The organism is Stenotrophomonas indicatrix, assembly GCF_002750975.1.
GTDB lineage: Bacteria > Pseudomonadota > Gammaproteobacteria > Xanthomonadales > Xanthomonadaceae > Stenotrophomonas > Stenotrophomonas indicatrix.
The window spans coordinates 3,231,453-3,256,916 of sequence record NZ_PEJS01000001.1; the positions used below are offsets into that span (position 1 = coordinate 3,231,453).

The window sequence follows — 25,464 nt, forward strand, 5'->3', positions numbered from 1 at the left end:
ATCCACGCGTGGCGTGGATCTACGGGCACGGCGGGCGAAGCGGATCGCCCGGCAAAGAAAAGGCCGGCTTTCGCCGGCCTCCCCGTATTCCATTGCAGCGGGACTTACAGCGCCTTGGCTGCTTCCACCACGTGCGCGGTGGTGATGCCGAAGTGCTGGTACAGCTTGTCGGCCGGGGCCGAGGCACCGAAGGTGTCGATACCGATCACTGCACCGTCCAAGCCGACGAACTGGCGCCAGAAGCCGGTGACGCCAGCTTCGATGGCCACGCGCTTGCGCACGGCGTTCGGCAGCACCGATTCGCGGTAGGCCGCATCCTGGCGCAGGAACACATCGGTGGACGGCATCGAGACCACGCGGGTCTTCAGGCCGGCCGCATCCAGCTGAGCCTTCGCTTCGGTCGCCAGCGAGACTTCCGAACCGGTGGCGATCAGGATCACGTCCGGAGTGCCGGCAGCATCGGCCAGCACGTAACCACCGCGCTCGATCTGTGCGATCTGCTCAGCGTCGCGCGGCTGGTGCGGCAGGTTCTGGCGGCTGAACACCAGGCAGCTCGGGCCGTCCTGGCGGGTGATCGCAGCCTTCCAGCTCACGGCCGACTCGACGGCATCGCACGGGCGCCACACGTCATTGTTCGGGATGTAGCGCAGCGAGGCCAGATGCTCCACCGGCTGGTGGGTCGGGCCGTCTTCGCCCAGGCCGATCGAGTCGTGGGTGTAGACGTGGATGGCGTGGGCCGGGATCAGCGCGCTCATGCGCACGGCATTGCGGGCGTAATCGCTGAACACCAGGAAGGTGGCGTCGAACGGGATGAAACCACCGTGCAGGGCCAGGCCATTGGCGATCGCGGTCATGCCGAACTCGCGCACACCGTAGTACACGTAGTTGGCATTGGCATCGTCGGTGGCGACGGATTTGCTGCCCTTCCACAGGGTCAGGTTGGAGTGCGCCAGATCGGCCGATCCGCCCACGATTTCCGGCAGCAGCGGCGCGAACGCCTCGATGGCCAGCTGCGACGCCTTGCGCGACGCAATGGTCTGGCCTTCGGCGGCAACCTGGGCGATGTAGGCGTCGGCCTTGGCGATGAAGTCGGCCGGCAGATCGCCATGCGAGCGGCGGGTCAGTTCAGCAGCTTCGGCCGGGTACTGCGCAGCGTACTTGTCGAACTGCTGCTCCCACTCGGCCTGGCGCAGGGTGCCGGTACCGCCGGCACGCCAGCCGGCGTAGATCTCTTCGGGAATCTCGAACGGGCCGTAGTTCCAGTCCAGCGCCTTGCGGGTGGCTTCCAGTTCGTCCTTGCCCAGCGGTGCGCCGTGGCTGGATTCCTTGCCGGACTTGTTCGGCGAGCCGAAACCAATGGTCGTGCGGCAGCAGATCAGGGTCGGCTTGCCGTCCTGCGACAGGGCCGCTTCGATACCGGCCTTGATGCTCTCCGGATCGTGGCCATCGACGCCACGGACCACGTTCCAGCCATAGGCCTCGAAACGCTCCGGGGTGTTGTCGGTGAACCAGCCTTCGGTGTTGCCGTCGATGGAGATGTGGTTGTCATCCCAGAAGCAGACCAGCTTGTGCAGGCCCCAGGTGCCGGCCAGCGAGGCGGCTTCGTGGGAAATGCCTTCCATCAGGCAGCCATCGCCCATGAACACCCAGGTGCGGTGATCGACGATTTCCAGCTCCGGGCGGTTGAAGCGCTGTGCCAGCAGCTTCTCGGCCAAGGCAAAACCGACGGCGTTGGCGAAGCCCTGGCCCAGCGGACCGGTGGTGGTCTCCACGCCCGGGGTCTCGTGACGCTCCGGATGGCCAGCGGTGTGGCTGCCCAGCTGGCGGAATGCCTTCAGCTGCTCGATCGGCAGGTCATACCCGCTCAGGTGCAGCAGCGCGTACTGCAGCATCGAGCCGTGGCCGTTGGACAGCACGAAGCGGTCGCGGTTGAACCACTGCGGGTTGTTCGGGTTGTGACGGTGGTAGTCGTTCCAGAGGACTTCGGCGATGTCGGCCATGCCCATGGGCATGCCGGGATGGCCGGACTTTGCGGTTTCAACCGCATCGGCGGCGAGGAAGCGGATGGCGTTGGCCAACTGGCGACGGGTAGGCTGCGTCATGGTTCTGTCGGAATCGGGAGGCGGCCGCGGAACTGCGGGCGGCCTATTGTCCCACAGACGCCCGGCAGGGTCAGGTCGACCAGGGCGGTAATGCCGGCCGTTGGCCGGCAACGTCGTGATCTGCGCTGGATTCCGCATATGAAGAGGGGTCGGATCCCCTTCCTGCGGAAAGGGATCCGACCCCGATCAGGCATTGCCTGGATCAGTTTTCCAGACGGGCCGCGGCGGCAGCGGCCTCGGCCGGAGTGTCCGGCGCTTCGCCCTTGGCCACCAGCGTGGTCAGGGCCAGGTCGCCGGTCACGTTCAGCGCGGTGCGGCACATGTCCAGGAAGTGGTTCACGCCCAGGATCAGGCCGATGCCCAGCGGATTGACGCCGACCATCGCACAGATCATCGCCACCACCGGCAGCGAGCCGGACGGCACACCGGCCGTACCGATACCACCGAGGATGCAGACCGCCATCACCATGACCTGCTGGCCGATGCTCAGGTCGACACCGAAGAACTGGGCCAGGAAGATCACCGTCACGCCCTCGAACAGCGCCGTGCCGTTCTGGTTGGCGGTGGCGCCCACGGTCAGCACGAAGCGCGACACGCGCTGCGGCAGGCCCATCTGGTCGGCCACGCGCAGCGCGGTCGGCAGGGTGGCGTTGCTGGAGGCGGTGGAGAAGGCCATCACCGTGGCCTCCTGGGTCTGGCGGAAGAACGCCAGCGGTGAACGGCCCGACAGCCACACCGCGGTGCCGTAGGTCACCACCATGTGCAGGCCCAACGCCAGCACCACCACGCCCACATACGCACCCAGGCGGATGATCAGATCGAAACCGAACAGCGCGGCCAGATTGAACATGAAGCAGGCCACTGCATACGGCGCCAGGCGGATGACCAGGTTGATCAGGGTCATCGAGATCTCAAACACGCCTTCGATGGCGCGACGCAGCGGGGCGACCTTGGCCTCGTCGGTCAGCACCATGCCGATGCCGAACATCAGCGCGAAGAACATCAGCGACAGGATCGCGCCATTGTCGGAGGCGGCCTGCAGCACGTTGCTCGGCACGATCGACAGCAGCATGTCCATGCCCTTCGGCGTGCCATGGATGCCAGCAACGATTTCCTTGCTGCGCTCGGCGTTCTCCGACAGCATCAGCGCGGCCACCTGCGGGTCGACGCCGGCACCGGGCTTGAGCAGGTTGACCAGCACCAGGCCGATACCCACCGCGATGCCGGACAGCAGCACGGTGTAGGCCAGCGTCTTCCAGCCGATGCGGCCAAGGGCGCGGATGTCGCCCATCTCCGACACACCCATGATCAGCGCCGAGAAGATCAGCGGCACGATCAGCATGAAGATCAGGTTGAGGAACAGGCCCGACGCCGGGGTGGTGACGTAGTCCATTACCCACTTGGCACCGGTCTGCAGGCCGTCGACGCTGCCGCCCAGGGCATGCACGATCAGTCCCAGGACCAGGCCGATCGCAAAGCCGATGCCCATCTTCCAATGCAGGGGCAACTTCTTCTTGTCGGCAACAGCTGCTGTCATGCGCGGGATTCCTCGAAAAATGAATCTACTCTAACAAAGCGCGCAAGCCGCGCCGGTTCAGGGTTGCCGCGGCGGATACAGCGGCGGCAGCCCAGTGTCGACGGCGGCGGTGGCGGCCGACCAGTGCGGTCCGTCACGGAAGCTTTCGCGCAGGCGGGCCCGTAGCGCACTGACATCCCCCATCCCGCCCCAGCGCGCCTGCTGCAACGCCTGCAGGGTCTGCCGCTGGGCCGGATCGGCCAGGCGCTCGATCACCTGTTCCAGGCGTTCCACGCCGGCCATCGAACACAGCAGCGCCTCTACCTGGTCAAAGCCCTCGCCATCGATCGCCCGGCGCAACTCGGCCACGCTGGCACGCGAGGACGTTGCAGGGGCACTGGCTCCTGGCCGGGGAACCGGACGGGTGTGGACGACGGCACGGCGGCCACGTCGCCATCCCCATGCCAGGGTCAACAGCCATAGCAGCGCCAGGCCTGCGGCGGCCGCCATCCACGGCCACGGCCGGGGACCTGCTGCGGTGGGTGCAAGAGAGGATGCAGCGGCGGGTGCGGCGTCTCCCGGCAACGCGGCATCGGTATCGATCGGTTGTGCCACCGGCGCGCCGGCCCGGCCTGCGGCCACGGCCAGTTCCAGATCCGGCAGGCTGGCCTGCTGGGCACTGCCACTGTCCACGTTCCACCAGGCCACGCGCGGCCCCGGCACACGCAGGGATCCAACCTGCCGCGGCACGATCGAGTAGCGACGGGTGATCTTCAGGCGTGGCGTGCTGCCGTTGAAGGTCTCCTCGTACTGGGCAGGTTCGGCGAACACCTGTGCGGCGTCGCCGAGGTCGGGCACGGGCAGATCGGTGAACTGGGCCCGGGTAGCGCCGTTGGCGATCGCTTCGACCATCACGGTGGCCGCTTCGCCCGTGCGCGCACTGCTGGGTGCAGCGGTGTAGCGCAATTGCAGGCTGTGCAGGGGCAGCCACGGCTGCACGGCCTGCGCCGGTTGCGCCTGCACCTGCAACGTGCGTTCGGCACCGACGGCATTCATGCGGCCATCGCCACCGCTCCCGAAGAAGTCATCGAAGAAGCCACCTGCACTGCGGCCGGTGAAGCGCGCGCCCGGCAGGCGCAACGCCCCGCTGCGCTCGGGGATCAGCAGGAAGCGACGTTCGACCACGTTGTAGCGCCGGCCGTTGACCTGGCGCACGTCGCTGCGATCCTCCCCCACCCGCTGCAGCGAAGCGCCACTGGGTGTGTCGAGCACCAGTTCGCCCGACGCCAGCTGCGAGGCGAAGTACAGCCTGACCACCACGCCCACGCTCTGCTGCACGTAGGGCGTCGGGTCATCCACCTCGGTTTCGATGAAGGCGGTGGCGTTGCTCTGCGGGGTGGCCACCACCGCATCACTTACCTGCAGCACCAAGGGCACCGTGCGTGCTGCGCCTACCTGCAATGAAGGCACCTGCAGCGTACCGGTGCGGCGCGGCGTCAACGCAACCGTATAGAGGTTGCGCTGCTGGACGCCGCCATTGCTCCACTGCACCTGGCGGTTGCTGCTCTGCGCACTGAGCACGAAATCGGCATTCAATGGTGCATAGTCTGGCGTGCCCTGGTCGGTCTCGATGTGCAGGGTGACCGCATCACCGGCGGCGATGCTGTCCTGCTCCAGCCAGGCGCGCGTCTGCGCCATGGCCACCATCGGCAGCCACAGCAGCAGCATCGCCAGCACAGGCAGAGGCCACCGGATTTGCCTGCTCGCCATGCCTGTCATCGCCCTTCCCTCTTTCTACGTTCGTTTTCCAACTGGAACTTGGCCCGCAGCAGTGCCCCCGGATCATCCGGCACGCGCCGCATCCACGCCTCTACGGCCTGCTGTTCCTCACGCTGTTGCGGCGTGCCGCCATCGCCGCGCACTGCTGCCTTGCCGGCTTCGCCGGCACGCGCCTGCTGCAGGGCCTGCTGCATGCGCTGGCGCTGCTGGGCATCGGCCTGCGCCTGGGCCTGCGCGTCGGCTGCCTGCGGCTCCTGCTTCGCCCCCTGCTGGCCGGAACCTGCAGACGCCGGGTTCTGCTGGCCCTGCTGGCCCTGCGATTGCTGCTGGCCTTGTTGGCCTTGTTGGCCTTGCTGGCCCTGCTGCTGATTCTGCTGGCCTTGCTGATTCTGCTGCTGTCCCTGCTGCGGCTTCTGCTGCCCCTTGCCCTGCCCCTGGCTGTTGTTCGACGACGACTTGCGCTTGCGCGCGGCGTCGACCACCGCACGGTTGGCGACGGCGTCGGCCATCTGCGGGTGGCGCGCCAAGGCCTTGTCGTAGGCGGCGATGGCACCGTCGTAGTCGCCCTGGCGAGCAAGCACATTGCCGAGGTTGTACCAGCCCGCATCGCTGTCGATGCCTTCGAACTGCTTGCGGGCGGTGGCGAAATCACCTTGACGGTACGCCTGCACACCCTCGGCCAGGCGTGCATGCTCACGCTGGTCGGCACGTTCCCACATCGTGCCCGCTGTCGGCGCAGCCATGGGCGCGCGCGGCTGTGCCTGCAACTGCCCGCTCAAGGGCAGAAGACCCACGGCCAGCACCGCCGCCAGCACCGCGCGGCGGCGGAACGCCAGCAGTGCCAGCAGCATCACCGGCGGCAACAACCAATAGCCTTCGTCCTGCCATTGCCGGGCCTGCCCGGGCCGCTCCAGTGCGCCACCTTCGCTGGCATCAAGTACGTCCAATGCCTTCAGGTCGCGATCATCGCTGGCGATGCGCTGGTAACGCCCACCGCCTGCGGTGGCGACGGCGCGCAGGCTGGTTTCATCCAGCGCGGCCTGTGCGATCTGGCCTTGACCATCGCGATAAGCGGCGCCGGATGGTGTGCCCAGGCCCAGCACCGACACCTGCAGGCCGAGGCCACGCGCCTGCGTTACGGCAAGCGCCGCTTCGCTGTCAGCCTGGTCGCTGACCAGGAGGATCTGGCCGCGCAGGGCACCGGTCTGCCGCAGCAACCTGACCGCCCAGTCGATGCCACGGTCGGCGCGCTGTCCATCACGCGGCATCACCTCCGGCGACAGCGCGTCCAGGTACAGCGCCACGTTGGCAGCGTCGTCGGTCAACGGCGCCACGGTATAGGCATCTTCGGCATACACCACCAGGCCCACCTGTCCGCCTTGACGGGCGCGCAGCAGAGCACCGATCTTTGCCCGCGCCTGCAGCAGGCGCGAGGGTGGCAGGTCGGTCGCGGTGATGCGGCTGGAGAGATCCAGCACCACCACCAACGGCGCACTGGCCTGATAGATCGGCTGCGCCTGCTGCCTCCAGCTGGGGCCAGCCATCGCCAGTGCCGCCAGGGTCCAGCCCAACAGCAATGCCCATGGCAGGCGCGTGCGTCGCTTGCCCTCGCCCGCCAGGAGCTGCGACAGCAGATGGGCGTCGACCGCCTGCCGCCACGCGTCGCTGCGCCGTTGCCGGTAGATGGCCACCGCGACGATCAACGGCAGTGCCGCCAGCAACCACAAGCCGTCCGGCCGCAGGAAATGCAATGCACTCCAGTCGAACGCGCTCCAGTCGGGCATCTTCAGGAAAGTGGCGTTCATCGGCGACGTTCCGGCCAGGCCCACGCCAATGCGCCCAGCAGCAAGGCGACGGCCAGTGGCCATGCATAGCGCTCGTTGCGCGGACGCAGTGTCGGTCCCTTCGCTGCGATTGGCTCCAGCCTGTCCAGTTCGGCATAGATGCCAGCCAGCTGGTCGGTGTCACGCGCACGGAAGAAGCGGCCGCCGGTCATCTCGGCGATCCTGCGCAGCGTTGCCTCATCCACCGGATCGCGGTCGGCGGCCACGGGAATGCCGAAGAACCGCGCACTACCGTCGCTGCCAAACGCCACGGTGTGCACGCGCACCCCTTCGGCACGTGCCAGCTCGGCTGCGCGCAGGGGTTCCAGCACACCGGCGTTGCTGACGCCGTCGGTCAGCAGGATGAGTACACGCTGCCCTTCGGGCTGATTGCGCAGGCGTTTGACCGCCAGCGCGATGGCGTCACCAATGGCCGTCTCGCGCCCGGCAAGGCCAACCACGCTGTCGCGCAGTTGATCGCGCACGCTGGACAGATCCGCAGTCAACGGTGTGAGTGTGTAGGCACGATCACCGAACACCAGCAGGCCGACGCGATCGCCGGCACGACGGTCCAGGAAATCGGCCAGCACCGCCTTGGCTGCGGTCAAGCGCTCCACCGCCTGCGCACCGAGCACCATGTCCGGCTCGCTCATGCTGCCGGACACGTCCATCGCCAGCATCATCTGCCGGCCCTCCTGCGGCGGGGTGATCGCCTCACCCAGTTGCTGTGGTCGCGCCATCGCCAGGCACAGCGCCAGCCAGCCCAGCCACAGCAAGCCGCTGCGCAGCCAGGAAACGCCGACACGACCGCCGCCAGCCAGTGCTTCCAGTTCGGCAGCGGCGTAGGGCACGCGCAACGCAGCGCCCGGATCGGCCCGCCGCTTCCATGCCAGCATCAGGATCGGCAACGGCAGTGCCAGCAGTGCCAGCGGCCAGGCCAGCTGCAGATCCGGCCACGGCCAGTAAGCTGCAAGCGCGCTCATCGGCGGCGCTCCTGCAGCAACGCCAGGTAGCGTGCCCGCGCCCACGCGCGCACGCCGGCCACGGCAGCGGCATCCACGCTTGGACGATACGCCCCCTCGGCCAGCAGGTTGCGCTGCGCGAGCGACAGGGTGTCCTTGGGATCGACGTACTGCCACCACGCGTCATCGCGCAGGGCTTCGCTACCGGGGCGTGCCTGACGCGCCGCACGCCGCAGCAGGCTGGCGATGGCCGCAAGTTCCGACGGCGCGCCGTTCACTGCCGCAATCTCCTGATCGAACACGCGCATCCACTGCTGGCGGCGGCGACGACGACGCCATGCCACCGCAGCAACGATGGCCAGCAACAGCAGAACCAATGCGATCAGTATCAGCCAGCCAGGTGCGGGGGGCCACCACGCTGGCGAGGGCGGCAACTGCACGTCGCGCAGTGGCAGGGAGGCACTCATGCCGGCACCTCCGTCGGTGCCGGCGCCAGCCAGGCATCGCTTGCCGCATCGGTGGACAGCACCTGCACATCGACGCGACGCGCGGCAAGCTGGCTGCGCAGCTGCTGCAGCGGTTCAACGAAATGCGCCTGCCAGTGCGCCTGCACATCGCTGCGGCGCAGGTCCAGGCCGATGCGCTGCTGCGCGGCGAGAAACTGCAGGGGCGCCGTTGGCGGCTTCAACTCAAGCGGATCGACCAGCAGCAGCAGACTCAGGTCATGGTGCTGGGCCAACGCGCTCCAGCGCGCCGGCGGAATCCGGATCGCCTGCTGCGGATCGGCCAGTACCAGCATCCGGGCGCCGGGGCGCAGCACCCGACCGGCATGGTCCAGCGCGCGTTCCAGGCCAAGGTCATCGGCAGGTGGCTGCGCGTACCAGCGCGTGAGTGCATCGAGTACACGCAGTACGCCGCGGGCACCGCCGGCCGGCGCGATCGGCGCCTCGCGATCACTACCGCGCAATGCACCGATGCGGTCGCCGCGGCGCTGTGCGGACCATGCCGCAACCGCGCCAGCGCGTGCTGCCTGCACCGACTTGAAGCGCACGCGGGTACCGAAGTACAGCGCAGGTGAAGTATCGGCAACGATCAGGGTGACCCGTTCGCGTTCTGCCTGGAACAATTTGGTGTGCGTGCGCCCGGTGCGCGCGGTGACGCGCCAGTCGATGTGGCGCGCGTCGTCGCCCGCCACGTATTCGCGCGATTCTGCGTATTCCATGCCGCGTCCGCGCAGCGGCGAAGGCGCTTGCCCGGCGCTGCCCGCGCGCCCACGACGAGGCGGCGGCGGACGCTGTGCCAGGCGGCGCAATGCCACCAGCTCGGCCAGTTGCGGTCGCAGGCCATCGCCTTCGCTGGTAACCGGAGCAGGTCCGTTGGTCGTGCCGGTCATGCGCGCGCTCAGGGCGCCGGGACCCGGGCCAGCAGTTCCTGCACCAAGCGCTCACCATCCCAGCCTTCGGCGATGGCTTCATAACTGGGCAGAACCCGGTGGCGCAGCACATCGGCGGCCACGGCACGCACGTCGTCGGGAGTGACGAAATCACGCCCGGACAACCACGCCCGCGCCCGTGCGCACCGCTCCAGTGCGATGGAGCCACGCGGGCTGGCGCCCCACGCGATGCGGCGCGCCAGCGAGGCGTCGTAGCGCGAGGGATCACGCGATGCCAGTACCAGCTCGATCAGATAGCGCTCCAGCGCGGGGGCCATGTGCAGCTCCAGCACCTCGCGGCGCGCATCGAAGACATCCTGCATCGGCAGTTTTTCCGGCGTCGCTGCGGCCTCGCCAAGCGCGCCGCGGGCGCGCTCGCGGGCCAGCCGCAGGATCTCCGACTCGGCCGCCTGGTCCGGATAACCGATGCGTACGTGCATCAGGAAACGATCCAGCTGCGCTTCCGGCAGCGGGAAGGTGCCTTCCTGCTCGATCGGATTCTGCGTGGCCATCACCAGGAACAGCGACGGCAGCGCATAGGTGTGGCGACCGACGGTGACCTGGCGCTCGCCCATCGCTTCCAACAGCGCGGACTGCACTTTGGCCGGCGCACGATTGATTTCATCGGCCAGCAGGATCGGGTGGAAGATCGGCCCCGGCACGAATTCGAAACGACCTTCCTGCGGGCGCCAGATCTCGGTACCGGTCAGGTCGGAAGGCAGCAGATCCGGGGTGAACTGCACACGTGCGAAGTCTGCTTCCAGCCGCGCCGCCAGGGCCCGGATGGCCGTGGTCTTGGCCAGGCCCGGGGCACCTTCCACCAGCAGGTGGCCATCGGCCAGCAAGGCAATGAGCAGGCGTTCGACCAGCGCCGCCTGGCCGACGATCTCGGCCGACAGTGCATCGCGCAGATCGCTGAAGGCCGCATGCAGGCGCGAGGTGGTGGGGGCAGGCGGCGGAGAAATGGATTCGGGCATCGGCGGAGGCAGGTTCATGGGGGCCTTTGACCGGCGCGGGATGGCTCGGGTTCCCCACATCATCGCAGGCCGTCCGGCTGCTGGCATCAAGAACGGCTGAACAGCCTCCACGCATGACCGATCAACCGGGCCTCCCGCGCAAACGACGCGGGGCCGCACGTGGCGGCCCCGGTCGGATACAACAGATGTGATGCCTCAGTTCTGGCGGGCCACGCGCAGGACCTTCGGGGTCACGAACACCAGCAGTTCGGCCTTGTCCTTGTTGCGACCGCGCTTCTTGAACAGATTGCCCAGGAACGGCACATCGCCCAAGAACGGCACCTTGCTGACACTGTTGCGGTCGGTGAATTCATACACGCCACCGATCACCACGGTCTGGCCATCTTCCACCAGCACGGCGGTATTGACCTCGCGGCGGTTGATGGACGGCACGGTACCGTAGCCCTGCAGCTGGATCAGCTGATCGACCTCGTCCTTCTTCACCGCCATGTTGAGGAACACGCGGTTGTCGTTGGTGATGGTCGGGGTGACCTTCAGTTCCAGCACCACTTCCTTGAACTGGACGTTCGGGGTGGCTACACCGCCAGCGCCGCCGCCACTGATGGTGACATAGCCGATTTCCTTGCCCTGTTTGATCAGCGCTTCGCGCTGATTGGTGGTCACCACCCGCGGATTGGAAATCACTTCACCACGCGACTCTTCCTGCATGGCGGACAATTCCACATCAAGCAGATAGCCTGCGTTGAGGATGGACAGCGCCAGTGAACCTGGATTGCTGGCAGCTGCCACCGGCAGGTTCCAGTTCAGGCCACGGGTGATGGCCGAACCGACCGACACCGGCGGCGGGCCCACGCGACCACCGGCGATCCAGTCGCGCTCAGCCTTGGCGTTGGTGCTGGCGGCATCCACCTGCGATTCGCGGGTCTTGGCGTTGGCCTCCAGGTCACCACTGAAATACACGTTGTCACGGCTGCCGCTGATGCCGAACTTGGCACCCAGTTCGCGCGCGAACGTGTCGGTGGCGATGACGATGCGTGCTTCGATCAATACCTGGTCGACCGGGCGGTCGATGACACTGATCAACTCGCGCATGCGCGCGATCTTCTTCGGAATGTCGCTGATCATCAGCGTGTTGGTGCGCTCGTCGGCGACGATGCGACCGCGTCCCGAGAGGAAGCCACTTTCTTCCTGCGAACTGCCACCACCGCCACCGCCGCCGCCACCACCACCACCACCGCCGCCGATTCCCTTGGCTTCGGTCAGCGCTTTGAAGATCTGCGTGGCGCTGTGGTAGTTGATCTGGACGTAGTCGGTCACCAGGTCTTCGCGGTTCTCGATCGCGATGCGCGCGTCTTCCTTCTCCTGCTCGAACTTGGCCAGCTCGGACTGCGGCGCAACCCACACCACGCTGCCGTCACGACGCTTGTCCAGGCCCTTGGCACGCAGCACGATATCCAGCGCCTGGTCCCACGGCACGTTGACCAGACGCAGGGTCACATTGCCCTGCACCGAGTCGGAGGCCACCACGTTCAGATTCGACTCTTCTGCGATCAACTGCAGCACGGTGCGCACCGGCACGTCCTGGAAGTTGAAGGTCACCGGCTTGCCGGCGTAGCCGCGCTGCGGCACGCCCTTGGCGGCCTGGGTCACGCTGCCGGCAGTGACTGCGCCAACGGCGGCCTGGGCCTGCCGCGGGCTGATCTCCACCACATACTCGTTGCCACTCTGGTAGGCCAGCGACTCGACCGGACCGCCCGTGCTCAGCACCAGCTGGGTGCCGGCCCCGGACGGCTTGGCGTCGATGCGCTGCACCGGGGTGGCGAAGTCGGTGACGTTCATCGGCTTCTGCAGGTTGGCCGGCAGGCGTGCGTTGCCGACATCGACAACCACGCTGTTGCCCTGGCTGCGCAGGTCGGGCATGGCGCCCTGGCCGTCGAACTGCAGGATCAGACGGCCCGCGCCGTCATCGCCACGCTTGAAATCGATGCGTGCGACCGACAGGCCTGCCGGTGCAGCGGCCGGCGTGGCCGCCAGCGCCGTGCCGGTCGGCTTTTCCGACGGTGCGGCGGCCAGCGCCGGAGCGCAGGCCAGCATCAACGCGACTCCCAGCGCGCTGATGCGGTTCAAGGTAGAGCGCCGGATGGGACGCAGCCCCTTGGCTTGGTGAAAGGTCATCGTGCTATCCCCAGTAAACGATCATTGATCTTCCAGCGCGAGCGTTGCTGGACGTTCCAGCCAGCCACCCGCGCCATCCGGCACCAGTTCGATCAGCTCCACGCGGTCTTCAAAGACCGCGGTGACCCGCCCGTCGCTCTGCCCCAGGTAACCGCCGGGACGCACCCGATAGGTCACCTTGTCCGGCCCCATCACCAGCGCCACGGTGCCGGCGCCTGTGCCGATGGTGCCGACCATGTCCAGCGCGTCCAGCGGGAAGCCTTCCATCGGCTCCTTGCGCCGGTTCGGGTCTGGCCGCAGTCCCCCATTCCCCTGCTGCGGGTTGGTCCAGGCATCGGTAAACGGATCGCGCATGCCCTGCGCGGAGTATTCAAAGGTCTCGAACTGCTGCATCACCGGCAGCGGCTCCAGCGGCTGCGCCGGTCGCGCACGCTCGCTCTCGACCCACTTTTCCAGATTGGGTGCATCACCCGGCGTGCTGGTCACGCCGCGGCCACAGGCGGCCAGCAGCAGCACGGTCAACGCCATACCGCCACGCGCAATGAAGGAACGGATCACTTCTTCGCCTCCTTGCCCGCTTCAGCCTTCTGCTGTTCGGCGACCTCGGCCTCATCCAGGTAACGGTAGGTCTTGACCGTGCCCGACAGTTCCAGCGCACCGGCGCGGATGTTGCCGCCGGTCTTGTCCTTCGGCTTGAGGTTGATGTCGTGCATGGTCAGGATCACCACCCGCGGCAACGAGGCCACGCCGCTGACGAAGGCGCCGAACTGGTGGTAACTGCCCACCATCCGCAGCTTGATCGGCTTCTCGGCGTAGAACTCCTTGATCTGCTCCTGTTCGGGCTCGAACAGCTCGTTGGCCAGGCCGCTGGACAACGCGGTCTGCGAGATGTCGATGATCAGGTCCGGCATTTCGGTCTTGCTGGGCAGCTGCCGCAGCATCTGCTGCAGCACCTGCTCCATCTGTGCCAGCTGCTGCTTCAACGGCTCCAGGTTGACCGCGCGTTCCTGTTCTTTGGTGAACTCGGCACGCAGCTCGGTTTCCCGCGATTCCAGGCCCGCCAGCTCCTCGCGCTTGCCGCTGATCAGCAGCATCCAGAGCACGAACATGATCACCACGGCAATCAGCGAGCAGAACACGATCTTCGCGTTCCTCGGCCAATTGCCGATGTCGTTGAAGTCCAGGTTCTTGATGTCGACTTTCTTGCTCATGCGCGATCCCCCTGCAGCGGGGCGTGGAAGGCCTGCGGCGGCTGCGCCAGGCGGCTGCCCTCAGGCTTGGTGGCCGGTGCGGCTGGTGCAGGCGTGGCCGGCGCAGGCGTCGCCGCCGGCGCCTGTGCAGGTGCGGTCGCAGGCGTAGCTGCCGGTGCTGGAGTCGATCCCGGCGCTGGTGCGGCGGCAGCCGGTGCGGCGGCGTCGGGCCCGGCGCTGAGCGGTGCGACCGTCGGTGCCACAGGCGCGGTGCCGGCCACGCTGCCATCCGGGTTCAGGCCCGGCGTGGCGCCTGCTTCCTCGCTCTGAGCAGGCAGCTTGACCTTGACCTTGAACACGTACGGCAAGGCCTTGATGTCAGCCACCGGGCCGGTCGCGCGCCCTTCCTTGTCCTTCTCCGGCTCACGCGCCTCGATGATCGCCAGTTCCGGATTGGTCATCCAGCCGGAAACTTCGAGGTTGCGCATGTACGCCGAGACACGGGCGTTGGACTGGGTGCGGCCCTCCAGGGTCAATACGTCGCCTTCCTGCTGCAGAGCGGTGAGCACCACACCATCGGGAATGGTGCGGACCAGCGCATCGAACAGGTGGACCATCTGCGAACGCTTGGCCTGCAGCTGCTCGATCACGGCCTTGCGGGCCAGCAGTCGATTCTTCTGCTCGTCGAGGCGGTCGATTTCCTTGTTCTGCTCCTTGACCTTGTCGATCTCGGTCTGCAGGTAGGCATTGCGGTCATTCTGCCCGCTGACCTGCATGTCGTAGTAGAACCAGATCAACAGCGACAGCAGCAGGCCCCCCAGGGCGGCCATGCCCAGCATGATGCCGAACTCGCGCTGGCGTTGCTTGCGCCGTTCGGCGCGCCAGGGCAATAGATTGATGCGTGCCATCAGTCAAAGCTCCTCAGCGCCAGACCGGTCGCGATCATCAGCGCGGGGGCGTCCTGGGCCAGCGCGTGCGCCTGCACCTTCGGCCCCAGGGTCATCTGTGCCAGCGGGTTGGCGACCACGGTCGGCACGCCCAGCTGTTCCTCAACCATCTCCGGCAGGCCTGCAAGGGCAGCACAGCCGCCAGCCAGCACGATGTGATCGACGCGGTTGAACTCGCTGCCGGCGTAGAAGAACTGCAGCAGGCGGCTGATCTGCTGGACCGTGGCTTCCTTGAACGGCTCCAGCACTTCCATCTCGTAGCTTTCCGGCAGCCCGCCCTGGCGCTTGGCCAGACCGGCTTCCTCGTAGCTCAGGCCATAGCGGCGCATGATCTCGTCGGTCAGCTGCTTGCCACCGAACACCTGTTCGCGGCTGTACAGGCTACGGCCACCGCGCAGCACGTTGAGGGTGGTCATGGTGGCGCCGATATCGACCAGCGCAACCACGCCCTCGGCCGACACCGGCAGTTCGCTGGCCACCAGGGCGAAGGCGTTCTCGACCGCGAAGGCCTCCACGTCCATCACCTTGGCCTGCAGGCCGCCCAGTTCCAGTGCGGACTGGCGCAGCTCGACGTTTTCCGAACGCGAGGCCGCCAGCAGCACCTGGACCATTTCCGGGTTGTTCGGGATCGCCCCGATCACCTCGAAGTCCAGGTTCACTTCCTCGATCGGATACGGAATGTAGTTGACCGCTTCCAGCTCGATCTGGGCTTCCATGTCGTTCTCGTCCAGGTCGGCCGGCATCGGGATCACCTTGGTGATCACCGCCGAACCAGCCACGGCCGCAGCAGCCAGCTTGGCCTTGCTGCCGGAACGGTTCATCGCCCGGCGGATGGCCTCTCCCACGGCCTCCACTTCAACGATGTTCTTCTCCACCACCGCATTCGGCGGCAGCGGTTCCACGGCATAATGTTCCACACGGAAACGGTTGCCGCTGCGGGAAAGCTGCAACAGCTTTACCGCAGTCGAACTGATGTCGACGCCAATGAGCGGCGACTGACTTTTTGGGATGAGCCCCACGGTTTCTCCCCTGCCGACGGGCACTTGGACGCAAGAGCTGCGTCCGCGCATTAATAACGTATTCTTAGCAAATGGCAACCGCCCTGCTGTGACATCCCTCACAGGATGAACACGCAGCCCCTGGCGTCCCCTTGCACTCCCCAGTGCCGGCCCCAGCCGCCACCTTGCGTAATCTATACTCTGCGACCACGAAATTCGCAATCGGAATCTGACACCGATGACCCGTCTCCGCCGCTGGCTGCGCTGGATCTTTCTTGTTGTCCTGGTCCTGGCGCTGGTCGGAGCGGCCGCCGTTGGCGGCCTGTACTACGCCGTTTCTTCCAAGCTTCCCGACGTGCAGACCCTGCGCGACGTGGAAATGCAGGAGCCGATGTACGTCTACGCTGCCGACGGCAAGCTGATGGCGGTGTTCGGCGAGACCCGGCGTACCCCCATCACCATGAAGGACGTGCCGGAGAAGCTGAAGCAGGCGTTCCTGGCCACCGAGGATGCCCGCTTCTACGAGCACGGCGGCGTGGACTACAAGGGCATCGGTCGCGCGGTGTGGCTGCTGGCCACCACCAACGACAAGCGCGTGCCCGGCGGCTCCACCATCACCCAGCAGGTGGCCCGCCAGTTCTTCCTCAGCTCCGAGTACAGCTATACCCGCAAGCTGGCCGAGATCCTGCTGGCGCGCAAGATCGAGTCCGAGCTGAGCAAGGACGAGATTTTCGAGCTGTACCTGAACAAGAGTTTCTTCGGCAACCGCGCCTACGGCGTGGCCGCCGCCGCCGAGTTCTACTACGGCAAGAAGCTGGGCGAGCTGGACCTGGACGAGATGGCCTCGCTGGCCGGCATCCCCAAGTTCCCGTCCTCGGGCAACCCGATCTCCAACCCGGAGCGCGCCCGCCAGCGTCGTGACAACTATGTGCTGCAGCGCATGGCCGACCTGAAGTTCGTCAGCCAGGCCGAGGCCGATGCGGCCAAGGCCGTGCCGATGCACGCCACCGCCCACGAGCCGCCGGTGCAGGTCGATGCCCCGTACGTGGCCGAGCTGGTGCGCCAGGAAATGATCGCCCGCTTTGGCGGCGACGTGGTCAACAAGGGCTACCACGTCACCACCACGATCGATTCGACCCTGCAGACCGCCGCCAACCTGTCGGTGCGCGACGGCCTGCTGCTGTACGACCATCGCCACGGCTGGCACGGCGTGGAGAAGCAGGTGCAGCTGGGCGCCGGCGATGACGCCACGGCCCTGGCCGAGCACCTGCGTGGCATGTTCGGCCAGGCCGGCCTGCTGCCGGCCATCGTCGCCAGCACCGGCGCCGACGGCAGCGCCACTGTGGTGCTGGCCAACCGCAGCGAGATCGTGCTGCCGGCCGGTGCCGCCAAGTGGACCAACAAGAGCCCGGCCAAGCTGGTGCAGCGCGGCGACATCGTGCGCGTGCGCGCCGGTGCCAAGGAGGGCGAATGGCTGCTCGACCAGCTCCCGCGCGGCCAGTCTGCCCTGGTTTCGCTGGACGCCCACAGCGGCGCCCTGAAGGCGCTGGTCGGCGGCTTCAGCTTCTCCGGCAACAAGTTCAACCGTGCCACCCAGGCCCGTCGCCAGCCCGGCTCGAGCTTCAAGCCGTTCGTCTACGCGGCCGCCTTCGACAAGGGCTACAACCCGGCCTCGATCGTACTCGACGCCCCGGTCGTGTTCCGCGACCGCCGCGGCAAGACCTGGGCACCGCAGAACGACGGCGGCGGCTTCCGCGGCCCGATGCGCCTGCGTGAAGCGCTGGTGCAGTCACGCAACCTGGTCTCGGTACGCCTGCTTGATGGCATGGGCGTGGACTACGCGCGCAAGTACATCAGCCAGTTCGGCTTTGCCGAATCCGAGCTGCCGCCGAACCTGTCGATGTCGCTGGGTACCGCCTCGCTGACCCCGCTGTCGGTGGCCCGCGGCTATGCCGTGTTCGCCAACGGCGGCTCACGCGTGGACACCTGGCTGATCGACCAGGTCAACGACCGCGATGGCAACCTGGTGTTCAAGGAAAACCCGGCGATGGCCTGCCGCGACTGCGCCGGCAGCAGCGACCAGCCGGTGAACCAGGTCGTGGACGGCTTCAACTTCGGCGCCCCGGCACCCAAGGTCGATGCCACCGCCGCCGCCAAGCCGGAAGCCAAGACCGAAACGCCGGCCGCACCCGCCAACCCGGACGCGCGTACCGCACCGCGTGCGATCGACGCCCGTACCGCCTACCAGCTGGTGTCGATGATGCGCGACGTGGTCCAGCGCGGCACCGGCGCGCAGGCCAAGGTACTCGGCCGCGAAGACGTGGGCGGCAAGACCGGCTCCACCAATGATCACCGTGACGCCTGGTTCTCCGGCTTCGGCGGCCCGTACGTGACCACCGTGTGGGTGGGCCGCGACGACTTCCGCTCGCTGGGCTACCGCGAATACGGTGGCAAGGCCGCCCTGCCGATCTGGATCGACTACATGCGCACCGCGCTGAAGGACACCCCGATCGCACAGAACGAACCGCCGAGCGGCATGGTCCAGGCCACCCTCAACGGTGCGGTGGAGTGGGTGAAGGTGGAAGACATGGACCGCCTGACCGACTACGACCTCAACCTGCAGAGCACCCCGCAGGCTGACGCGGCCGCGTTCGATATCTTCTGAAGCCAGGCTGGGTGGGTGCCAACCGTTGGTTGGCACCATGGCCCGACGCTGCCCTGGTAGTCGCCAACCTTGGTTGGCGCCGATGCATCCGCCGGGCATGGCCCGGCGCTACCACGCTAGATGCCAACCTCGGTTGGCGCCGATGCATCCGCCGGGCATGGCCCGGCGCTACCCCGGTAGATACCAACCTTGGTTGGCGCCGATGCATTCGCCGGGCACGGCCCGGCGCTACCCCGGTAGATGCCAACCTTGGTTGGCGCCGATGCATCCGCCGGGCATGGCCCGGCCCTACCCCGCTAGATGCCAACGTCGGTTGGCGCCGATGCATTCGCCGGGCATGGCCCGGCGCTACCATGCCGCGCCCGTCGGGCACCCTCTTCCGGTAGCGCCGGGCCATGGCCGGCGAGCGTAGCGGCGCCGTTGCCTTCGCCCACGCAGATGTCACACGCCTGCGCTAGTCTGTGGCCAGGTCGCAACAGGGAGTCATCGCATGCACCGCGCTCACCAGCATGCTGTCAGCCAGACCCGCGAACGGCGTCATCGCCTCGCCCACGAAGCCGCCCGGCTGATGGCCGAAGGCGGAATCCGCGACTTCCACCAGGCCAAACTCAAGGCCGCCAGCCGCCTTGGCATCCACGACGATGCTTCCCTGCCCCGCAACGTCGAGATCGAACAGGCGCTGCGCGAGTACCAGCGGCTGTTCTCCGGCCCGCAGCACGGCAGCGAACTACAGCGGCGGCGCGAGTCCGCGTTGCGGGCGCTGGAGTTCCTGCACGGGTTTTCGCCGCGCCTGGCCGGACCGGTGCTGGACGGCACCGCCGATGCCAACAGCCCCGTGCAGTTGCACCTGCACAGTGACGACCCGGAGGCCGTGAATCGCTTCCTGGACGAACATCGCATCCCCGCCGAATCGCGTACGCGGCGCCTGCGGATGGACCGTGAGCGCAACCTGGATGTACCGGTGTGGGTGTTCAGTGCCGAAGACCTGACCTTCGACCTGGCCGTCCTGCCCTACGATGCGTTGCGCCAGGCCCCGCTGTCGCCGGTGGACGAGAAACCCATGCGGCGGGCCTCGGCCACGCAGTTGCGGCAGCTGCTGGCCGAGATGGAAATCACCGCCTACATCGGCGGTTGATCATGGCAGAGCCGGGCCTGTGCCCGGCTCTGCGCCAAGAGCAGCCGAGCATGGCCCAGCGCTACTGGAAGATCAGCTGTTCCTGGGCAGGGGTTGCCAATCGTGCCAGCCACGGCACCGCCGCACGGTACGGATACTCGGCCATCATGCGCGCATGCATCTTCTGCAGGTCATGCAGGTTCCAGGCGTGCGCATACACATCCTGGAAGTCATCGGCCCAGCCACTGCGCACGCGCGTGCGTTCGCCATCAAGGTTCGGCACCAGGTACCACGGCACCTGCAGGATCTCGGCAAGCGCCTTGTTGCGTACCGCACTCTCGTGCCCCGACCGCTGCAGCTGTTCGATGCGGAAACTCACGCGGCGGCAGGGAAAGGGCATGCAGGCACCGGTAGCGTTGATGTAGTCGGCGATGTCGGCGTACATGTCCGCCTGCAGCTTCATCGCCACCGGGTCCTGCAGCGTCTGCCGGACCCGCAACGTGCGCTTGGTGCTGCCGCGGATCTCCGCAGCACTGTAGAAGGGATCACCCGGCGTCGTGCCGCCGTGGCGCACCAGCACGATGCGATGGATCGCTTCGTCGGTCAGCACTTCCACCCGCACGGCTGCGGCCTCCGGATGGATGCGCGGCTGCGGCACGTTCACCACGCGCCAGAACCCCCACACCATCAACCCCATGCAGACCATCAGCACCAGGCAGGCCAGCGTCCACGTATCCATGTCGTGGGTGAAGTAGCGGATGCGGGCGCGCCACAGGTAGTAGCGCCGATAGGTCATGAAGCGGCTCATGAAGCGATACATTGCAACCTCCTCTGCAATGGCCCCGGCGCGGCGGGGCTCGTTACGCGCACCACACCGGGGCGCCATGGCTTACCAACCGATGCCCACACCCACGCCCATGCTGCGTTCACCGCTGTTGGTGAAGGCACCATTGAGGCTGAAGGTGGCTGAGCCCTTGTCGTTGAGCACGCGCTGGTAACCCACCGCCATGGCCGACTCGCCCTCGGCGTAGCCCACGCCCGCGCCAAGGCGGTTGTAGGTGGCCAGGCCGGCGGTGTTCATGGCCATGGCCGTCTGCGCGCTGCTCATCGCCGCCATGCGGTTGAAGCGCTTGTCCATCTTGTCCAGGCGGCGCTCGAAGTTGCTGATCGCACCGTCGGTGTACTCGTTGGCGCGGGCCAGCATCTTTTCCAACTCGGCGGTGTCGACCTGCGGCGTGGGCGCGGGTGAATCGTCCTTCTTCGACTTCGGCTGCGGTGCAGGCGAAGCGCCCTCGCCTGCCGAAGCGACCTGCGGCGAACCGCTGGCTTCCGGGCTTGGCATGATCTCTTCGGTCGGCGCCGCCGATGCCGTGGCCATTGCACGCGCCTGCGGCTGGCCGTCCACGCGCTGCTCCAGGCCATCGATGCGACCGTTGAGCTGCTGCTGCGCGGCATGCAACTGGCCACCGTTGACCGCCTCGCGGCTGCCGGCGGCGATCAAGCCGTTGGCGACGTTGGAGATGACCATGCCGTTGGCACCCGCCAGGGTGAGCTGGGCGGCGCCGTCGCTGCGGACGGACGGAGATTCCTGGAACACCGAGCGGAGCTGGGTTTCCACACGGTCGACACGGGAGCCGGTGGTGACTACGGCCGAGTCGAGCGTGGCGAGGGCTTCGTTGATGGTGTTCTGGTGTTGGCCCTGGACGTTGAAGCCGGGGGTGACGACACGACCATCCTCATCGAGACCCGCACCGCCCCCAAGTGCAGCTAGCGACTCGCTCAACTGTGCCACGGTGACTGCATCATGCTCACCAGTGCCGCGACCAAGGTTCACCAAACGCCGTTTAACCGAGCCGTTACCGAATGAAGCCGTATTTGATTCGGTCGCGATTGAGTAGGAACCCAGCGCGAGCGCTCCATCAGCGCCTGCTACCACACGACTCGACGCGCCAAAGGCCACACCCTGGTTCGCATAGACATTCGAACCAACGCCCAGAGCAAACCCGCTCTCAGCAGAATCGGCCACGTTAGATCCTCGGCCCAGCGCAACTGAGTTCGTCCCTTGTGCAATCGAGTAACTCCCGATGGCCACACCACCTTCAGAGCCGGTAGACGCCTTGGCGGAATCCCCCAATGCGACACCGAGGAGACCAGCCTCGGCATCATTGCTCAGGCCGTCAAATCCCACGCTCAGGAAACGCCCCGTCTGCTCCAGCTCTCGCACGCGCAGATTTGTGGAGAACAGCTGCCCACCGTTCACAACATCCCTACTCCCAGACGACAGTTCACCATCTGATACACCCGTCAGCGTGGCGCCGCCGTAGTCGATCACGCCGTATGCGTCCCCGGCAGTTGAAGCACCAGATCCGCTTGCATCAAGCAATGCATTCAGTTCGCTTCGGTTCCGATCAACATCCTGCTTGACTGCAAACAGCTGATTGCCAGTCACCGCATCACGACTACCCGCAGCAATGCGACCATCTGCCAGATTCGACAGAACCATGCCCTGCGCGCCAGCCAGGTTCACCTGGGCGATTCCTTCTGCGCTGGTTGATGGCGACTGTTGGAATGTCGCACGCAGCTGGCCTTCGACGCCATCTACTCGGCTATCGGACCTGAGCACTGCGCCATCGAGCACAGCCAAGGCGTCACCTACGCTGTTCTGCGTGCCACCCTGTACATTGTAGACAGGAGCAATGACATCGCCTCCTGAGCCAAAGCCGGCGCCTCCGCCGAGCATTGCCAGTGCGTCACTGACCTGACCAATCGTCGATGCATCACCTTCATTCACACCCCGAGCGACATTCACAACCCGGCGCTTCAAAACACCTTGTCCAACTGAGACCGTCATCGCCTCAGTTGCAATGGAGCCGGCGCCCACGGCGACACTGTTGAAAGCAGCTTCGGAAACAGAGCTGCCGGCACCTATTGCAACACCCTTCTCCGACTCAACGGATGCCCTGACTCCTAGCGCGAAGCCATCCTCAGCCTTTGCCGCGACGCTTGAAGCCCTACCCAAGGAAACTGAGTTCTTTCCCGCTGCTATCGCGAAACTACCAACGGCCACCGCTCCTTCAGCCTCGGCCCTCGCCGAATCCCCGACCGCGACCGCGACCAATCCCGCAGCCGCGCTATCGGCCGGTCCACCGCCGCCTATAGCAACGAACTTTCCGGCGCCTTCAAGTGCCGAGATCTTCTCGTTGGCCGCAAACAACTGCCCACCATTCACGGCATCGGTACTGGCCGCCGAGCTGACATCCCCCGCCGCCACTCCCGATATGCGCGCACCCTCCATGTCCACAAGCAGGCGATCAGCACTGAACTTCACTACCCCATCCAGATCCGGATCAAAGTTGTCCACGTCCGTACGAAGCTGATCGATGTCGGCGCGGTTGGTCGCGACGCGCTGGTCCTGCGCGTCCAGGGCCTGGGTATGCGTTGCCAGCTGCTGGCCGTGCAGCAACAGTGACTGGCCCTGCGTGGAAACAGACTGGTTGGTGGCATGAAGCTGCTGTCCGGTCACGACATCGGTACTGGTGCTGCTCAGCACGCCATTGGCGACGTTGTTGACGCGCCGCTTCGCGCCGTCCTTGTTGGCCACATCCACCACGGTGCCCGCATTGTCTGCGCCCAGGCGCACATTGCCCGTGGCCGATACCTGGCTGACCAGACCACTCAACGCTGTGGCCCTGCCCAGCGCATTGTCCGCAGTGGTCTTGGCCGCAGTTGCCGCCGTCTGCGCGGCGTTGGCGGTGTTCTGCGCCGTGGTTACGTTGCTGTTGGTAGCCGCAAGCTGTCGGCCAGTGACAGCCTCGGTGCTGCTGTTGCTCAGCGTCGCGTCGGCAACCCCGCTGATACTGCGGTTGGCATTGGCCTTGTTGCGCACGTCCAACACAGTACCGGCATTTTCGCTGCCTATACGCATATTGCCCGTGGTGGACACCTGGCTCACCAGGCCGGCCAGGGTGGTGGCTTTGGCAAGCGCGCTGTCGGCTGCGGTCTTCGCCCCGGTAGCGGCCACCTGCGCGGCACTGGCTGTATTCTGTGCAGTGACCACGTTGGCATTGGTAGCGTTGAGCTGCTTGCCGGTCACGGCCTCGGTGCTGGACGTACTGAGCGTACCGTCGGCCAGATTGACCAGCTTGCGCTTGATGGCGCTGCTGCCGACGGAAATCTGATTGGCGGCGCTGGTCTGCGAACCATTGCCCAACGCCACCGAACCATTGTGCTGAGCCAGGGAACGATCACCAATGGCCACAGCACTTTCGGCCGAGGCCCTGGCCAGATTGCCCATGGCCGTCGCGTAGAGGCCGCTTGCGTGGGTACCGCGCCCGAGTGCGATGGAGTGCCCAGCGCTGGCCTCGCTCTGATATCCGATCGCGGTGGCGTGAATCACATCCGCCGATGCCTCATGGCCAATGGCAATGGCACGATCACCCACCGCGCTGGCCTGCAGCCCTGCCGCGACGGCACCATTGCCACTGCGGCTGCGCGAACCCAGCGAGACACCTGCATTCAGGTTTACCACCTTGTTGCCAGCGGCATCCACACCAGCACGGGCGTCAAAACCCACGGCCACACTCTGGCCGTTGTAGCTTTTGGCATTGTACCCAAGCGCTGTACTCACCCCGTACGCAACCGATTCGGCGGTTGCGCCTTCACCCAGTGACAGTGCTCTCGCATTGATGCGATTGGTTGCCGCCGTCACGTTCTGATTGGTGGCGAACAGCTGCTGCCCGGTAACCGCATCGGTACTGGTTGCGCTCAGCGTGCCGTTGCGGACACCGTTGAGATAGCGGGCAGCACCACTTTTATTGCTGACCGTCAGTGTCGTGCCGGTGTTCTCCGCACCAATGCGAACCGCCCCGCCCGTGCTCGCCTGGCTGATCAGGCCACTGGTCGCAGTCGACAACTGATACAGCTGCTTTCCCGTTACTGCATCTGTGCTGGTGGCATTCAGGCGTGCATCGCCCACATTGACGATACGGCGCTTGGTGTTGGTGTTGCCAACCGATATCGTATTGCCTTCGTTGGCGACCGAACCACGTCCGAGTGCCACCGTGCCATTCGCAGTAGCCTTGGCCTCGTAGCCCATGGCCAGGCCGTCGAACTCGGCACGTGCCTTGCCGCCAAGCGCGATGGCGCCGGTCCAACCAGCGGTCCCTGCATAGGCATCACCGCCGATGGCAATCTTCGACACGCCTGCGCCCTCATTTGTCCTTGAGCCGCTGCCGACTGCGATGGAATTTTCGGTGTAAGCCTTCGCGTTGTGGCCGAACGCGATTGCACCAATACCATCGCCCACCGCATGCGCACCAAATACCGAGGCATATCCCTTTTTCGCCACCGCTCCGTAGCCAAATACTGAGTTCTTGTCACCCTCGGCAGACGTTCGGTTTCCGAAACTGGTGGAGTAGAGACCGTCGGTCCATGCTCCCCCTCCCATGGAAAGATAGTAGGAACTACGCGACGAAGCATTCGCATTTCCCATGTCCTCGTGCCCAACGAACGGAGCGCAGCGGACAATTCCGGACACACCACCATCACAGCCATAGAAAATGGCCGCGCTCGCAGTGGTGGAAAGTGAGCCAATCAAAACGGATGCCAGCAAGCCGCCTTGGACACCTCCCGCGCTGCGTCCCTTCCTTCGGGTCAGCTCACTTGCCACCACCCAGCATTGGCGGGCGGCGGACCAGAGTCGTCGATAGATCTTGTTCATGGATTCTCCTTAACAAACGAAACAGAAGGAACCGCTGTGGCACCAAGCCACAGCGGCGTGATGCA

General features: G+C 66.2%; 17 protein-coding genes. 2 read left to right on the forward strand and 15 right to left on the reverse strand.

From position 1 onward, the window contains the following. Nucleotides 1–104: 104 nt before the first annotated feature. The 13 genes from tkt to CR918_RS14970 all read right to left on the reverse strand — a co-directional run bounded on the left by tkt (nt 105) and on the right by CR918_RS14970 (nt 15,922). Entirely contained in the window at nt 105–2,102 is a 1,998-nt protein-coding gene (gene tkt, locus CR918_RS14910) for a transketolase (RefSeq protein ID WP_032977193.1), read from the reverse strand. A gap of 202 nt (nt 2,103–2,304) precedes the next feature. Beyond that, on the reverse strand, nt 2,305–3,639 hold the full coding sequence (locus CR918_RS14915; protein ID WP_099843497.1) for a dicarboxylate/amino acid:cation symporter: 1,335 nt from the start codon (nt 3,637–3,639) through the stop codon (nt 2,305–2,307). 57 nt (nt 3,640–3,696) lie between these two features. Next, entirely contained in the window at nt 3,697–5,397 is a 1,701-nt protein-coding gene (locus CR918_RS14920; RefSeq protein ID WP_099843499.1) for a BatD family protein, read from the reverse strand. Continuing rightward, nucleotides 5,394–7,181, reverse strand: coding sequence for a tetratricopeptide repeat protein (locus CR918_RS14925; RefSeq protein ID WP_243379168.1), 1,788 nt, complete (start codon nt 7,179–7,181; stop codon nt 5,394–5,396). The genes CR918_RS14920 and CR918_RS14925 overlap by 4 nt, the downstream gene beginning before the upstream one ends. A gap of 17 nt (nt 7,182–7,198) precedes the next feature. Continuing rightward, nucleotides 7,199–8,203, reverse strand: coding sequence for a vWA domain-containing protein (locus tag CR918_RS14930; RefSeq protein WP_080150603.1), 1,005 nt, complete (start codon nt 8,201–8,203; stop codon nt 7,199–7,201). Beyond that, nucleotides 8,200–8,649, reverse strand: a complete 450-nt coding sequence (locus tag CR918_RS14935; protein WP_099843503.1) for a DUF4381 family protein — start codon at nt 8,647–8,649, stop codon at nt 8,200–8,202. The genes CR918_RS14930 and CR918_RS14935 overlap by 4 nt, the downstream gene beginning before the upstream one ends. Further along, nucleotides 8,646–9,575 (reverse strand): DUF58 domain-containing protein, encoded by a 930-nt coding sequence (locus CR918_RS14940; protein ID WP_099843505.1) that lies wholly within the window; start codon nt 9,573–9,575, stop codon nt 8,646–8,648. Before CR918_RS14940 ends, CR918_RS14935 begins: the two co-directional genes overlap by 4 nt. A gap of 8 nt (nt 9,576–9,583) precedes the next feature. After that, a complete protein-coding gene (locus CR918_RS14945) occupies nt 9,584–10,609 on the reverse strand; it encodes an AAA family ATPase (protein WP_099843507.1) in 1,026 nt (341 codons plus the stop codon). Nucleotides 10,610–10,786: 177 nt separating this feature from the next. Then, on the reverse strand, nt 10,787–12,766 hold the full coding sequence (locus tag CR918_RS14950) for a type IV pilus secretin PilQ (RefSeq protein ID WP_099843509.1): 1,980 nt from the start codon (nt 12,764–12,766) through the stop codon (nt 10,787–10,789). A gap of 21 nt (nt 12,767–12,787) precedes the next feature. Then, the gene (locus CR918_RS14955; protein ID WP_080150643.1) at nt 12,788–13,294 is read right to left on the reverse strand and encodes a pilus assembly protein PilP; all 507 of its coding nucleotides are present in this window, start codon (nt 13,292–13,294) and stop codon (nt 12,788–12,790) included. 26 nt (nt 13,295–13,320) lie between these two features. Further along, the gene (locus tag CR918_RS14960) at nt 13,321–13,977 is read right to left on the reverse strand and encodes a type IV pilus inner membrane component PilO (RefSeq protein WP_099843511.1); all 657 of its coding nucleotides are present in this window, start codon (nt 13,975–13,977) and stop codon (nt 13,321–13,323) included. Further along, complete coding sequence (locus CR918_RS14965; protein ID WP_099843513.1) at nt 13,974–14,864, reverse strand: PilN domain-containing protein; 891 nt, start codon at nt 14,862–14,864, stop codon at nt 13,974–13,976. Before CR918_RS14965 ends, CR918_RS14960 begins: the two co-directional genes overlap by 4 nt. Beyond that, nucleotides 14,864–15,922, reverse strand: a complete 1,059-nt coding sequence (locus CR918_RS14970; protein ID WP_032951624.1) for a pilus assembly protein PilM — start codon at nt 15,920–15,922, stop codon at nt 14,864–14,866. Before CR918_RS14970 ends, CR918_RS14965 begins: the two co-directional genes overlap by 1 nt. A gap of 217 nt (nt 15,923–16,139) precedes the next feature. Between CR918_RS14970 and CR918_RS14975 the strand changes: the two genes are divergently transcribed. Next, complete coding sequence (locus tag CR918_RS14975; protein WP_099843515.1) at nt 16,140–18,566, forward strand: penicillin-binding protein 1A; 2,427 nt, start codon at nt 16,140–16,142, stop codon at nt 18,564–18,566. A 490-nt stretch (nt 18,567–19,056) separates the two neighbouring features. Beyond that, nucleotides 19,057–19,701 (forward strand): hypothetical protein, encoded by a 645-nt coding sequence (locus CR918_RS14980; protein ID WP_099843517.1) that lies wholly within the window; start codon nt 19,057–19,059, stop codon nt 19,699–19,701. Between the two features lie 61 nt (nt 19,702–19,762). On the opposite strand, the gene CR918_RS14985 is transcribed toward CR918_RS14980, so the two are convergent. Further along, nucleotides 19,763–20,500: a hypothetical protein gene (locus tag CR918_RS14985; RefSeq protein ID WP_099843519.1), complete on the reverse strand. Its 738-nt coding sequence runs from the start codon at nt 20,498–20,500 to the stop codon at nt 19,763–19,765. Nucleotides 20,501–20,569: 69 nt separating this feature from the next. Further along, nucleotides 20,570–25,399 (reverse strand): ESPR-type extended signal peptide-containing protein, encoded by a 4,830-nt coding sequence (locus tag CR918_RS14990; RefSeq protein ID WP_099843521.1) that lies wholly within the window; start codon nt 25,397–25,399, stop codon nt 20,570–20,572. Between the last annotated feature and the right edge of the window lie 65 nt (nt 25,400–25,464).